Raw genomic sequence first — 15548 nt, 5'->3', positions numbered from 1 at the left:
GAGAAACAATGGCGGGATAGCTCAGCTGGTTAGAGCGCATGATTCATAATCATGAGGTCCCCGGTTCAATCCCGGGTCCCGCTACCAAAAGAAAATTAGCGTTTAGGAGGCTTCCACTCTTGGGCGCTTTTTTATTGCCCGACACGCTGCTCCCCTCATACATTCCACTCAGTTATCAACAAGGTTATTAACAGGTATCCACTAAAGTTATCAACAGGATAACAAAATAAGCTTCAATTGATTACAAGTTTACATTCATTCTATTAACCATTACTTCAAACAGGCTATCAACAAGGGAAAATGATAATGCTTCAACTATGTAAGTCTATTTACTGAAACGAGGTAAATACAGGAAGTCTGAACAAACAATCTTATCGAAAGGTTTAACCACCTACTTTTTTTTTATCAAAGCACATATACTTATTAAAATAACAAATATCCCCGCTAAACCTTATAGGAGAAAATTGGGGAGTAAAAGTTCTGACATTACTCCATAAGATTAAAAATCAAGTAATTATAAGCATTAGTTACATTCCTGCAAAAGGCTTGTTTTAACAGTACGTTAAAACAAGCCTTTTGATAATAAAGAAGAAGTCTTTTGTGCACAAAAGACTTCTTCTCTGCAAATAGAAAAAAACGTTCTGAAAAAGGCATTAACAATGTTAATAGAAAAGGGCTACGCTCCTATCTATTTTCAGATCCCGGCAAGCCGTATGCTCCAATCGAGATTCACAGAAACGTAACCTTTTGGGGCTTGAGAAGTTATTTTAAGTTCAAATTACTCCTTACCGATGTGATTGCTGCATTAACTGGTGTAACGGACTTTTGAGTGCAATAATCAAACTCTGCAGATTTATCGCCGGTAAATGATTTCCATTTTAGTTTTAATTTGACTGTTTTACCATTTGTATCCGGCAGACCATCCAGTTTAAAAGCGACCAGACCATCTCCCATCGTACCATATGTGTCTCCGTACGCATGATGACGGAATTCTACCTCATAAAGATTCTCCGGATTCTGGCTTAACAATAAATTTACGAAATGGGCTTTATGATAGTCTCCCCACGTTGTTCTGAAACGTAGAGTCAAATAACCATCTTCTGCAATAGTCACCCAGTCATTCACAATTTCGACTGGATCCGTGCCATATACAACATCATTTTCCGTCCCCCGATCAGGTGCAATCGATTTGGTCAGAATACTATCTATCCAGTTCACCTGTATGGCCTTATCATATTTTCCACCTGATTCATCCAATTCATCATAATTCACCAATGCCCTTACTTCTTTCTCGCCAAAAGGAGAAGAGGTCATATTAGTAGGCAATAATGTCGTGCTATCATTCAACTGTAAAAAGCATGAACCATCAGTCGCGTTTTTCACTGTTACAAGAGCATTAGGAAATCCTCCTACATAATAGTACTTATCATTGTCATCCAGACAAGACTGTAAACCGGCAGAACAAACAACCGCCATCGCAATTATAACTCCTTTATTCAAGAATGAACAGACTTTCATAATAGATTTCATTTTCATTAGACATTCAAAATAGGTTCTCTCTATTTATAGAAATAAAACAATTCCGAAAAGCCTGCATCCAAGAATGTTAATTAAAAATAATATCAACGGTAAAGAGTACTTTCAGGTCCCAAATATGATCTTTTGAGACCGCCCATATCAATTACTATTTTCTGAATCACTGTTCCGGGATCTCCACAACGAATCTGCAAGGTATGCTTGCCGGGAGCTTTTACATAAAGGGTTGATTTGTTCACCCTGCAATTCTTCAATACACTATCATACCAGATCTGCGAGTACTCTATGGCCGAAGTAGATGGGGTGGAAATAGAGCCATCGTCAATACGGACACTGTATTTTGTATCCGAATTGGTATGCTCCGGTAGTTTGTAATCCCGCTCAGCATGTAAAGGAAAAGTTGGTAGTACATAGGTATACACATCAACTATCCCTGCATTGAAAGTATAGAAATCATATTCTACCCTGGGGACCTCACCCGATCGGTACATCTGTAACGGAGCTGTCGGACTGCCTATTTGCAAGGCAGAGCCTTCGAAACCCAATCCTGGCAGTATGTGCATCTTAATGTCATTACTCTCAAATTTACGGTGAAAGTCAGTAGCAGGCAGAGATACATAACCATTTTCTTCCACAAAAAGTCCCTGTAACTCATCCCGTGCCGGAACCATCGGATTGAATACAGATACAAACACACGCTCTTTCTGCATCCCGGTAGAGAACTCTATCCCTCCTGTGACCTTCTCCCCTACGGGGACTTTATCCCAGTCGATAGATACCCGGATCCGATCCTCCGTAGAAGTAATGCCCGATTGACAGGACAAAACAATCCATTCGTCAGAGGCTACCGATTTCCAAGCCAATTTTCCACCTCCTTGATTATAAATATCGATCCAGTGACTTTTACGGGAATACGTGTTGAACGTAGGTAAAACATGACAACTGAAACCTCCCCGGTCCAGTTGTTCGCTTTCGGCCTGAACAGCTAATTTCGGATCACCTGCCGGCATATAGCATTCCTCCATCAAGGGAAGCATAAAATAAGAACTACTTCCATCATAATTTTGTCTTAGAGACATCATGTATTTCCACTTACCATTCAAGAGAGAATTATACCTATCGGTAATAACCTCTAAACTATCGTGACAACATTCTACTTCGCTTTTCAGATTATTGGCAGCGGCACGTTTCTGACGCACATACTGTCGGTACAGTTGCCCTGTCATATTCATTCGATTCATCAATTCAGCGCCTTTTACCGGATAATACAGCAGTTGGTACAGTGCGGGTCTGGCCGCCTCTTCTAATGTAACCAGCATATCTTCTGCCTTTTTACCGATACGCCGGTACTCTGCCAGACGTTTCCCAGCCTCTTCATAATTCGTAAAAGAAAATTCTGTATCAGTACGTTTTTCTCCTCCACCCCAATAATTATTCCAATATCCCCAACCCATATATTCAGGTTTTCTGGAAAAAGCCAGGTTTATATGCGAACAGGTAATATCCTCCAACATATTGTAATATTGTTCTCCAAACATCTTTGCCAACCAACGGGCAGGATAGGTATGCACATTTTTTTCGTTAAACTGCTCAATATCATAAGCCATATCGAGAAAAAACGAAACTTGTACCTCGGAACCTTTCAGGTCTCCGCAATTCGCCAACCAAATACAATCAGCTGTAGTATCATACGCTTTGCGAAGTTCTTCATACATCAATGCCGGAGGAGTGGTGCTAAACCATAAATAGCTATGGGGTACTCCAAGGTAGGAAAGGTGATAATATACCCCCGCACGTCCCGCACGCTTTTGTTCCTGCGGACCACTCAGCCGTTTCATGTAACCAAAGTTATCATCTGCCCAAATAATAGTGACATCTTCCGGCAGCTCCAGACCATTCGAATAAATATCCAATACCTCTTTATAGGGAGTAAATGCCTGGGGAATGGTTTCGACAGGCTTATTAATATGTTGGGCTATCAGATTCCGCTGATCCTTCAATGCACTCTCCAGCATCTTTACCTTCTCTTTCATCGGCACATTGCCACCTCCCATGGCGGCGTCATGTAATCCCCTTAAAGCTAATGTATATACATTCTCGTAAGTGCAAATTTCCTTCACACGATTGCTTAATATTTCGTTAATCTTATTCTTGTTAGCGTTATAATCCCACGGCCCCATCGTCTCACTATGCCACTCACTGGCTGTATTTAACAATAGAGGTTCACAATGACTGGACCCCATGACAATGGCGAATGTATCGGCTACCAGTTTATTCTCAGGAATCCGGTAAAATGCCGTGGATACAGGATGCATGGCTGGAGCCAGGTGGTTAGCTTTCAAACGCAGCAACAACTCGCAAATCTTCGCGTAGGTACGGGGACCTATATTACCACGTTCTTTCTCAAAGGTTTTAGCTGCCCAGGGCTTCAACCCCCAGTCTTCATCATTCAAGAAAATACCTCTATATTTCACCGAAGGAGTTTTAGAGTAAGTGGCCGGAGCATCAATATACAGTGCTTCATGCTTTTTTATTGGAACATCGGCCCACCAATACCAAGGAGACACCCCTATCATCTCGGAGATGGAAAACAAACCATAAGCAGCTCCCCTCCGATCACTCCCGGCTATGACCAGGGCTTTATCCACCCCCGGATAAGGTTTGTCGATCGTTTGAATCAGATATCGTTCCCAAGCCCCTTGCAACGGGCGTATATCGATTTTCCCCTTTTGCGCCAACTCCTGAATCCATTTATTCTTTTCAATAGTTCCGACAATAACCAGGAAGTTCGCTCTTTCACGCTTTTGGATTAACTCAGGCTTTCGGCCGGTCACTCTTTCAACGTCAAAAGCAAATAACTCTGCCGATTTTTTGATGACAAGTTCATCATTTACATCATAATAAATTTTGGCTTGTAACTCAGGAGTAGTCAAAACAAAGCTGGTCTCCCCCTCCGAAAGTCGCTCTTGCACACGAATCTGTGCGTAAGAAGTGCAGGCATACAAAAGCACTGCCAATAAAAATAAATGTCTCATTTAGTGTTTCTGTTAGTGTTATTTCATTCTATGCAAAGATAAGTATTCCTATGAGTAAGCCAAAGTTTCTCATAAAAACAGTTTCTTTAAAAAACATCCCCTATATTCATAAAACGAAACATATCACACATCTCGTTTTATGAATACAGGGGATCAATGAAAGTTATCGAATAATTAATAACCGGATTGCCCAAAGGCCCAATCACAGTATCCTTTGGGTAAAGAGCGGGATTTGCCACCAAAAGTCACAGAGAACGGTTGTTTTAAGTTACAATGCAGATTCACGATTTGTTTTTCGTCTGCCTTTACTGTCAGTGTATTACCTTTTCCGGATACACGACAATTATATCCAACCACCTCACCATTTGGACGTTCTATCACAAAAGCATTAGTCAGTACCGTCTCACCAATACACTTAAACAGTTCGTGCACATCATTATCCTGAGTATTGACTGTCTGCCAATCGCTGATCATGTTTACATATTGTTCGCCAATAACAAACTTACGGGTATCATATAATTTGGGATGCGGATTGCCAAAACTAAGATCTGAAAAGTTCAATTTTGTATCAGCACTGCATGCCTGCTCTACTTCAAGGTGTGGATCAACAACAAAAGCCCAACGCAACTGTCCTGTCTTATAATCAATCAAATTAGCAAAGGCCCCCATTGCATTAAATGTCTGTTCCAACCATTTTTCGTCACCTGTCAACAAATAGGCATAATAGGTAGCATATGCACGCCATCCGCTCCAACCATGTGGCGAATTAAACATATTCGGTAACATTTGCACATCGTATTGCGCTTCCCAATAACGCATAGTACCTTGCCGGCGACGTCCATCAGGAACACGAAGCTGAGTCAGGCAATCGTGACTATTAAGAATCTTCAGCATTGCATCAGTATAATATTTACGTGTTTCAGCATCTTTTTCAAGAACCCCCATCATACCGATCTGTAAAGCCGAACAAGAAATCATTCCATCCTCAAATGTCAGCTCTCCCTCTGTCTGGAAATCACCTTGTGATGCAACCAATTGGTCGATTGCCTTTTTGGCAGATAAAAAATGACGTTCGGCACAATCTTTCCAAAACGGATCTTGCTCACCCTGTTTACGTTCAAGAACGGCAAGTTCTAAAACACTTTTAGCAATATAAATAACACTGGTATAGACTGTTCCGTGATTATAATAGGCTCCGTCATCACGCTGAGAAGTCCGAATCATCCAGTCAGCCAATTTCGATGCTTTCTTCAGATCCTCCAAATTTCCCTGTGCCTCATACTTATCTGCCAACATCCCAATTGTAGTGGAAGTATTTTGAATACGAGTTTTAAAATACAATGGCTCCACTTTTTCCGGATCATGCAATTTATTGTAGAGCTGATCAAAATAATCACTCAATTGTTTATCCAATGTTTTATCCGGAAAATAACGGGCGGCCAGAAAGGCCGAATAGAACCCATACCAACTTTCGGCATGTGATGTGGGTTTCTGATGATAACGGGCTACATTCTCACGTGCCTTTTTCATCACCCACTGCCAAGGATGATGCACCGTCCATACCGCTTCGGCAACCTTATTGCCCGAACGGACGGAAAGAGTATAAAGTCCTGCATCTTCCAGTTTAACCTTTCCTATCCAACGTTTACCCTCCGCTTTAGTCAGCACAACAGGTAACTCTGCCCCCGCATCATTAGTTACTTTTACCTCTGGAGTATCCGCTGTAAGCATGAATGACGCTTCCTCATGCGCAGCATAAGAGGTCTGACGAATATCAATCAAAGGAATATCTGCAGCTTGTGTTATAGCATATTCCAAATTATCCAGCTTCCCCACATTGATGAACAGGAAGGTCCACTCTTTACTTTCGCCTTGTTTCAACTCATACAAATCTTGCGGATGACGAGACGGTAAAGGTAAAGCATTCAACAAGTCAAGATTTAGCGATTCAATGCGATGCCCCATGAACCAAAACGGTGCCGGATCCTGATATCCCAAATTATAGTCCACACTCCAAGATGCTACAGGCTGTTGTGACACAAGTCCCAATGTATGTCCGGAAGGAGCCTGCAGATACCCGTAAAAATGAGTCTTTTCATTTCTCATCAAAGTTGGAAAATATTTACCGAACCAATCCGGATATTTATCCATATATGTATCGATACCTAACTTAAGCCCTGCCTTCTGAGGTTGAAAAGGAACTGATGACTCGTTAGTCAACTTTACCCTCAATGCAGGTTGCCCATGAACTTTTGTATAGGAAATGCAGCAAAGCACCCCGTCTATTTCGCTGCGATAGGAAGCATATCCATCCGGAATCCAAGGCGCACGTATCTCTTTTCCCTCGCGTTTAGCATAGAAAGAGGGGCCGGCATGATCGCCCTTACGGAAAAAAGGTACTGTATCATTTCGTTGTTTATTTTTAAATATTAGTTGTTCCGCACATCCGGTTTCAGAAATTCTCCATTCCCAACCAGGGTGTTTCAAAATAATTTGTGCCGGAGTCATTGGACTGAAAATCAACATTCCGGATAATAAAACGGCTAAACGTATTCCTTTAAAAAGCATAATCTGTTTTTCTATTCTAATTGTGAAAAAACGGATCCCGGCAATTTAAAGAATCATAAGATGCCCCATGACAAATTGCGGAATCCGTTTTGAATAAATTTATAATAATCTCTTAATAAGCATTAGTACCCCTCATTCTGAATAACCTGTCCACTACTTTCGGTAATGACACTCTGCGGCAACGGCATCAGGTTCATATACTCTTTTGCAGTAGTAGATCCCTTATACTTGATAGCATAATCAATATACAATCCATAACGAATCAGATCACTACGACGGCAGCCCTCACCCCATAATTCATGCCCACGTTCTTTAAGAACAGCTCCAAGAAAATCGTCCAGTGAGGTAAAATCACTCAACTGATAAGCAGTCAATCCTGCACGTGTATGTACATCATTCAGACGGTCCACAGCTTCCTGAGTAACCGCATTATTACTACGTGCCAATGCCTCAGCCATCAGAGTCAATACATCGGCATAACGGTAAACAACAACATCTACTTCACTGCTTTCACTGGTTTGTGTCGGATCTTCTCCATACTTGATGGGCAATGCACCTTTATCCAGATACTCGCCCGGATTAGTTTCATTGTATGTCACCCCATCTGTTCCTACATATTCACTACAAATAACTTCCAGACGCTTGTCCTTAGGATCGAAACTGTGGTAAAACTGCCATGGCATACGATAGCCATTCCATTTTTGGATATTGGGATTAGTTGTAGGATAATTACTTGGCAACACATGTGCATGCCACATTTGCTCATTTACCCCTCTGGTTTCAATACATGAAAAGATCATTTCATCATTGCCTTCATTATCTAAAGTAAAGATGTCCTTATAATTAGCAACCAACGAATACCCACATTTCATAACTTCTCTTCCACATTCCACAGCTTTGCCCCATTCTTTTTCATGCATATAAAGTTTCATCAACACTGTATATGCCAGTCCTTTGGTAAATCGTCCGAAGTTCTCATCAGACTTGCTATATTTAGCAGGAAGTACTTCAGCTGCCGCTTTCAAATCATCTTCAATCAACTTCACTGTTTCCTCTTTTGAAGAACGAGGTACAATGACCTTCTGGGTAGGATTCTGTAAAACTTCTAATGAAGGAATCTGAATAGGGCCATACAAGTCGTAAAGAATATATGCTAACCAGCCACGTCCACAACGTGTTTCGGCAACTAAACGTGTTTTTTCCTCTTCTTTCATATCAATACCAGAAATACGGTCTAATGTCAATGTCATCTTTCCGATATGATTCGCCCACGTACCATAAAAAGAAGTAGGGATATCAGAGGTAGCAGTGAAATTCAACTGTAATACAGCCGGCCACCATGAATCTCCCCATTTACAATCCAATAGGTCGGTAGACATATCTGTATTGGAGGCCAGACCACCTTTAGCGCATTGAAATAATCCGCCATATCCATCTGCACGGAACGGACCGTAAGCTGCTGCAATAACCAGTGCATCTGCATCATCTGCATTAGTTGGAAATATAGTTGTATTAATAGAGTCGTATGATTCGGATTCCAGGTTAATGCAAGAATCCAATAAACCAATCACTGCGATAAACAGGGAAAATATATAAATTATCTTTTTCATATCATTCTTTATTTTTTATTGCTTAGAAAGTAATATCCAGACCAATACTAAAACTGCGCACATTAGGATATGCCCAATAAGAATCATCCGTTTCCACATCCAAACCATCATACGGAGTAATAGTAAACAAGTTGTTTACATCAGCGTAGATACGTACATTGGAAATCAGCTTCTTTGCCGATTTAACAGGCAATGTATATCCCAATGTAATATTACGGCATCGAATAAACCAGCTCTTTTCCAGAAAATAGTCTCCATATCCATAATTACTCATATATTGAAAATAACCCGGCATCTTACCCGATGTATTATCATGTGACCACACATCTTTAGCCGAAGTCGGCATGTTATAGCCACGATATAAGTTATTCACTCCAGTCATTGTCCCTGAACCAACAATCCAATAATCTTTATAAGAACCACTCTTTAATAAATCCAGCTGCCCATAGAAGTAAACATTCAGATCGAAATTCTTATAACGGAAAGTATTATTCAATCCCAACAAATACCCCGGATCACTGCAACCTTTAAATACAGCATCCGCATAATCGATCTTTCCATCCGGCTTTCCAGTCCTCAATGGAATGCCATGTTTATCGGTTTTATAAGTTCCGTCTGCATTGTATGCATATCCATCAATATCTTTTAATTTCACCTGTCCCGGTAGGGCTCCCGGCATCCAGGATACTTCCTCTCCCGGCTGAATCAACCCGTCAGACAGATACATATAGTATCCCCTCAACGGAGCATTATACATATCGTATGGGTTCGGGCTCCAGCTCTCGTCACGTTCTTTCCATTTATCACGATAGAATGAGAAGGTGAAATCGGTATTCCAGCTAAAATCTTTTGTATCAAAGTTCTTTGTATTGACTGTCAGTTCAAATCCTTGGCTTTGTGTTTTACCAATATTGGCCGCAATTGAACCTACTTCATTATATGAAAGCACACTGCGGGAACTAAGCAAATCAGAAACTACCTTATGAAAGTATTCTGCCGTTACATTAAAACGGTTGTTTAAGAAGCCCAGATCCAATCCTACATTCCACTCGGTCGTCGTCTCCCATTTTAAATCCGGATTACCGATCTGACTGACATAAACTCCTGTATATTCTTTATTACCGAAAACTTTATTATATCCAGTACCATAATAAGTGACTGATTTATCTCCAATATTCGAGTTACCTGTTTGTCCGTAACTTAACCTTAACTTACCGTTAGATAGCACTTTATCCAAATTCAAAGACCGGGCAAAATTTTCCTCCGTAAATCTCCAACCCAAAGCGACAGAAGGGAAATATCCCCAGCGGTTATTTTTTGCAAAGTTAGAGGCACCATCAGCACGAAGAGTGGCAGTCAGCAAATAACGATCTTTATAGGTATAATTTACACGACCGAAGAAAGAAGCCATTTCGCTTTTAGAAGCGGAAGAACCAACCCATGGTTTCTCATAAGTACCTGCACCCAGATTATTAAACAGAAAAGCATCCGTCAAAAACCCCTGGTTACCGGCATTCAGATATTTGCTGGTGAAACGCTGGAAAGAATATCCAACCAAAGCATTCAAATTATGGTTACCAAAACGCTTTGCATAATTGGCTGTCAGTTCCAGCAAATAATCAGATCTGTCATATTGCCCGATATCTGCACGTCCATCTGCCTTTTCTCCATAAAGAGTTGTTTTGGGCATATAGACTTCACGACGCTGGTAGTTGCGGTCAATGCCGAAGCTCGCTTTTAATGTGAGTTCATTAATAGGTTTAATTTCAACAAACGGAGTAGCCAACAAACGTTCTTTAGTCGTTTGGTCACTAATCTCAAGTAATGAAACAGGGTTTGGAATATAAGCAGCTTGTTGATTCAAACTGTAATCACCATTTTCATCTTTGACCGAAAGTAGAGGACTAAACTGAGCTGCCGACACTAAAATACTGGCATATTCATTTTGCCCCGCTCCCAACGGAACATTGTCCAAGGTATTACGGCTCACAGTCAGGTTGATACCGACTTTTGCATATTTACTAAGTTTCTGATCCAAATTAACACGCCCGGTATAACGCGACATACCATTATTCTTCACAATACCCTTCTGATTAAAAAAGTTACCCGAAATCAGATATTTGGTATATTCTGTACCTCCATTGATAGAAATATTATGCTGTGTCTGAAAACCGGTACGCGTAATGTGATCATACCAATCCGTATCGTTCACCGGATTCGCAATCTCCGCATCCGAATATTTTGGACTATATGCACTGGCGACATCCGATTCACTCTTACCGCCATAAATACCAACTTTATTGTCATACATCCATTTTTCCTTGAACCAGCGGTTAGACTGAATCATAAAATCCTGTGCATCCAACATTTCATATTGGGTAGCCATGGTCTGTACAGTAGCCGATCCTGAATAGGTAACTTTGGGTTTCCCCTCTTTTCCCCGTTTAGTCGTAATAATAATAACACCACTGCCTGCGCGCGCACCATAGATGGCAGTAGAACTGGCATCTTTCAATACTTCAATTGATTCTATATCATTGGGATTAATAGAGGCCAAGATATTATCAGTTGTACCATTATCGCTGTTATAACCGACACTGACATTTCCCGCATTACTTACAGGAAATCCATCCACAATAATTAACGGATCATTACCTGCACCGGTCGAAGCAGCTCCACGAATACGAAATGTTGTACCCCCACCCGGCTGGGCACTAACTGTGTTTACTTGCAATCCAGCAGCCTTACCTGCCAATGCATGACTTACCGTAGAGATTGTACTTAAGGGAGTATCATCCATCTTCACTGATGCTACAGCTCCGGTCAGGTCCTTTTTCTTCATAGTACCATAACCTACGACAACAACTTCATCTAAAGTTTTAGTATCTTCCTTCAGCGAGATAGTTAATTGATTCCGGTTTTTTACAGCTATATCCTGCTGTACATATCCAATATATGTAACCTGTAATACTGCGTTATCCGGCACTTCTAACTCAAAATCTCCATTGAGATTGGTAATTACTCCTGTTGTCGTACCTTTTACTAATACATTTGCTCCGATAATCGCCTCGCCACTGGCATCTTTTACAACTCCTTTCACTTTCTTTACCTTTGAAGCAGGCTTTTGCTCCACCGGCACAATAACGATGTAGTTGCCGTTCTTTTTGTATGTATAACCCGTATCTTTCAGGATGGTTGCCAATATCTCCAAGACTTCAGTTTCTTTCTGGTTTAACGAAACCTTACGGGAGACGTTCAGGTGTGAATCATTATAAGCGATTTTATACTTCGAAGATGCTTCGATCTTCTCAAACGCTTGTTTCAATGATACTGTTCCATCCCGAAACGTAACTTTCTGGGCATGTACTTGCAGAGAACCCGCCAACATCAAACCAAGGCAAAAGGTTGCCACTCGGATTGACCGATTTTTGTTCATAATATTATTTTTTTTAGTTAAACAATAGCCGTCCTTTGGCGACTTTTACAATAGGACAGTCTGTTATTTAACTACACCCAACGACAAAAAGTTAACAAAAGCTAATATTTAAAATCTTATTCGATATAAATATCTTTCCCCTCTATCTGATATTCAAGTCCCGGAATCATTTCTTTGATCAGCATCATTACATTTTCTATCGACTCATTAGGATAAAAATGAATAGTCAGATTATTGGATTGATAAATAGAAGTCTGTAAATGTACCTGAACCGAATAGGCGCGTTCTAAGGTCTGCATCACTTCTTTAAACGGACTACTACTAAAATACAAACCTCCATCTCTCCAGTCAGAATAATCAGAAGCTTTTACCCGTTTTCGCTCTATATGTCCGGTAGACGGGATATAAACGATTTGATCATCAGGCTCCAGTAAATAGGATGAATTGGAACGATTCAGCAACATACGAATGGATCCTTCTTCCAAAGTTGTCACGACCTTATCGATATTAGGATAAGCATTTATATTGAACTCCGTACCGAGTACACTGATTGAAATAGAGTTCGTTTTCACAATGAAAGGACATTCTTTATTTTTCGTTACTGAGAAATAACCTTCACCGGCCAGATAAACTTCACGTTCATCTCCAATGAACGAAGATGGATAAACCAACAGAGAACCGGAATTGAGCCAAACTTTCGATTGATCGGGTAAGATAATTTGTTCCCTCTTCCCATTATTAACATAGTATTGGATGAAGGTCACATTACTGAGTTCATTCTTGATAGTAAGAGTTTCTGTATATAAATAAGCAGAACCGAATAAAAGCAATAGAGGGATGATGATAGATGCAGCAACCCAAGTCCACCGGGGAATACGGAAACGCGGAGAGTCCGCTTCCAACTTCACAGAGCTTCCTCCAATCTGTTGTTCCAGCTTCTCAAACGCTCTTAATGTTTCGTGTTCATCCCCTTCCGGGAAACCGATCTGTTCCCAAATACCAGACAAAGCCTCCTCTTTCTCTTGCTTGCTGTTTGTGTCGGTTAATCGTTTATACACTCTCCCCGCCACCTCTTCCGATGCCGGATGATGGAAAAAGTAAGTGATTATATTTTTTAAATAACTCATTCTATTAGTAATTTATAATAGGACGTATAAATCCGAGTTTATCCCTAACCGTATTAACATAAATAGAGAAAAATAAAGAGTAACAAAGCATTTTTCAGTTCTTTCAATGCCAGGTTAAGATGGTTCTCAACTGTTTTTTTACTTATCTGCAACTTTTCCGCTATTTCTGCATTGGTAAGCCCAGCCTCCCGGTTTAACCGGAAAATCGTTTGCCGTTGAGGAGGCATGTTCTCTACCACCATATCAATCAATAATTGCAAATCTTTGGCAACTAACTCTTCGTAAGGTGTAGTATCCGTAGACTCTTCCACTGAATCAGCCCTTTGATCATCCTGACGATTCTGCCTGGAACGCAAATAATTGAAAGTTGTATTTTTAGTCAAAACATACAGATAAGTACCAAAGACTTCCACTTCACGAAATCGTTCCCGATGGGTCCACAGCTTAAGAAAAACCTCTTGTGCCAAATCTTCCGTTTCACTCTCTGATTTAACCAATCCCATAATAAAAGAGCGCACTTTTGGATAATAACGCACAAACAATGTCTTAAACGCTATATGGTTTCCTTGTGAGAATTGGACGACCAGCAATTTTTCATCTGCGATTTCAGAATGCATTATTATACCTCGCTTAAAAGATTAACTTAGACAAGTATCAGATTATATATCAATACGCTGACAAAAATAACAAAAAAAGCTTAATATAAAGATGTTATAAGTTGTTTTTTCCGGAAAATGCCCTACAGAGCCACAAGTTCACCTCTGTCATTTACAATCATCATCAAGCCTTCAGTCTCATCACGAAGCAGCTCCCCTTACCCAATTCGCTCTGCACGGTCAACGTACCTCCATGTGCTTCTACAAAGTCTTTTGAGATAGACAATCCTAAACCACTCCCCTGCACCTTGGTGCCCGGCACACGGAAATAACGATCAAAAATACTTTGGTGATATCGCGGATCAATACCCTTCCCAAAGTCCTGGACATAGAGTTCGATATACTCTTCTTCACGCCGTGCACCAATCACCACCCGTCCATTCTCTTTAGAATAGCGGATTGCATTGCTCAAAAGATTAGTAAGCACCCAAGCTATCTTTTCACTATCCACAAATAACTTAGGTATCTTCTCTTCAGGGTACTCCACTTCTATCTGTATATTGAATTTATCGGCCTGTACCTGATTGGCCTTAATGGCATATTCAATCAGTTCGATAGGTTTTGTAATTTTCGGCATCATCTGAAGTTTACCGGCTTCCACCTGAGTCATATTCAGTAATTCTCCGGTAATATCAAGCAAACGTTGGCTGTTATCCTTTATATTCTTTGACAGCTGTTCTTGTTCTCCATTCAGAACTCCTACCCTCTTGTCCTCCAATAGCTGAAGGCTCATCATAATGGCAGAAATGGGGGTCTTCAGTTCGTGAGAAATAGTGGAAATGAAGGTTGTTTTTGCCGAATCGAGTTCCTTAAATTCTGTGATATTTTTCAGCAAAATGACGTCTCCCAAATTACGGGCTTCTCCTTTTTCTGCCTCTGCATTCTCAATCGGGATATAAGAAGCCTGGAAATAACTTTCTTTATTATCCGCATAGATTTTCAAGGGTTCATTCTTTTCGCCGGGAGTCACCAGTTCACGTATCAGTCTGCGCAGCAGATCATTCTTCAAAGAAAGTTCCTCAGCCGAGTGTCTAATCACATTCTCACGCTTCATATTGAGCACATTCAGTGCTTCATTATTAATAAAAAGAATTTCCCGTTCGGTATTCAGCCCGATAATCGGTTCATGGATACTATTGACTACAGCCTCAAGAAATTTTTTTGCAGAAAGAATATCAGCTAACGTACTGTCACGATATTCTGTCAGTTTCTCTGCCATACGATTAAAACTATCGGAAACCTCCCTGAATTCTTCATACCCCTTCATATCCAATCTCTTTTCATAATTATGATTGGCTATTTCCAGAATTCCACGAGTCAGTTCCTTTACCGGTCTATTAATGGAGCGGGGTAGCCAAATAAGCAGAACCAACCCCGTCAAGATACAAATACCACCCGTTATGGAAATCCATAAAAGAGCACGTTCCAGAGCAGGCATAGCAACCGGACTGTCGGGTTCCGTAGCCGTCAAAATCTGAAGATTAACCACTGAAAGTGTTACCAGTAAAATGATCATTCCGGCCAATATTCCAATGCCGAAAAGTAATTTGGTTTTTATATTCATAATCGATAATGAGACT

The 15548-nt window shown here is 40.6% G+C and carries 8 protein-coding genes and 1 tRNA gene; 1 reads left to right on the top strand and 8 read right to left on the bottom strand.

Annotated features, from left to right (window positions below; all coding sequences use genetic code 11):
• Positions 1-10: 10 nt before the first annotated feature.
• Positions 11-87: transfer RNA gene (locus tag G7Y45_RS05830), tRNA-Met, on the top strand.
• A gap of 675 nt (positions 88-762) precedes the next feature.
• Here the strand turns inward: G7Y45_RS05830 and G7Y45_RS05825 are convergent.
• The 8 genes from G7Y45_RS05825 to G7Y45_RS05790 all read right to left on the bottom strand — a co-directional run bounded on the left by G7Y45_RS05825 (position 763) and on the right by G7Y45_RS05790 (position 15532).
• A complete protein-coding gene (locus tag G7Y45_RS05825) occupies positions 763-1518 on the bottom strand; it encodes a NigD-like protein (RefSeq protein WP_165016367.1) in 756 nt (251 codons plus the stop codon).
• A gap of 104 nt (positions 1519-1622) precedes the next feature.
• The gene (locus tag G7Y45_RS05820; protein WP_165016369.1) at positions 1623-4571 is read right to left on the bottom strand and encodes a glycosyl hydrolase 115 family protein; all 2949 of its coding nucleotides are present in this window, start codon (positions 4569-4571) and stop codon (positions 1623-1625) included.
• 174 nt (positions 4572-4745) lie between these two features.
• Positions 4746-7139 (bottom strand): hypothetical protein, encoded by a 2394-nt coding sequence (locus G7Y45_RS05815; RefSeq protein ID WP_165016371.1) that lies wholly within the window; start codon positions 7137-7139, stop codon positions 4746-4748.
• 122 nt (positions 7140-7261) lie between these two features.
• Positions 7262-8749, bottom strand: a complete 1488-nt coding sequence (locus tag G7Y45_RS05810) for a RagB/SusD family nutrient uptake outer membrane protein (protein WP_032531734.1) — start codon at positions 8747-8749, stop codon at positions 7262-7264.
• A 22-nt stretch (positions 8750-8771) separates the two neighbouring features.
• Entirely contained in the window at positions 8772-12185 is a 3414-nt protein-coding gene (locus G7Y45_RS05805) for a TonB-dependent receptor (protein WP_165016373.1), read from the bottom strand.
• 116 nt (positions 12186-12301) lie between these two features.
• A complete protein-coding gene (locus tag G7Y45_RS05800) occupies positions 12302-13312 on the bottom strand; it encodes a FecR family protein (protein ID WP_005810675.1) in 1011 nt (336 codons plus the stop codon).
• Between the two features lie 53 nt (positions 13313-13365).
• Positions 13366-13929: an RNA polymerase sigma-70 factor gene (locus G7Y45_RS05795; protein WP_022011483.1), complete on the bottom strand. Its 564-nt coding sequence runs from the start codon at positions 13927-13929 to the stop codon at positions 13366-13368.
• A 163-nt stretch (positions 13930-14092) separates the two neighbouring features.
• Positions 14093-15532 carry an ATP-binding protein gene (locus G7Y45_RS05790; RefSeq protein ID WP_005810680.1) on the bottom strand — a complete coding sequence of 480 codons (1440 nt, stop codon included), beginning with the start codon at positions 15530-15532 and terminating at the stop codon, positions 14093-14095.
• Positions 15533-15548: the final 16 nt, after the last annotated feature.

It is taken from the genome of Bacteroides sp. ZJ-18, from assembly GCF_011038705.2.
GTDB lineage: Bacteria > Bacteroidota > Bacteroidia > Bacteroidales > Bacteroidaceae > Bacteroides > Bacteroides hominis.
This window is presented reverse-complemented; position numbering and strand designations above follow the sequence as displayed.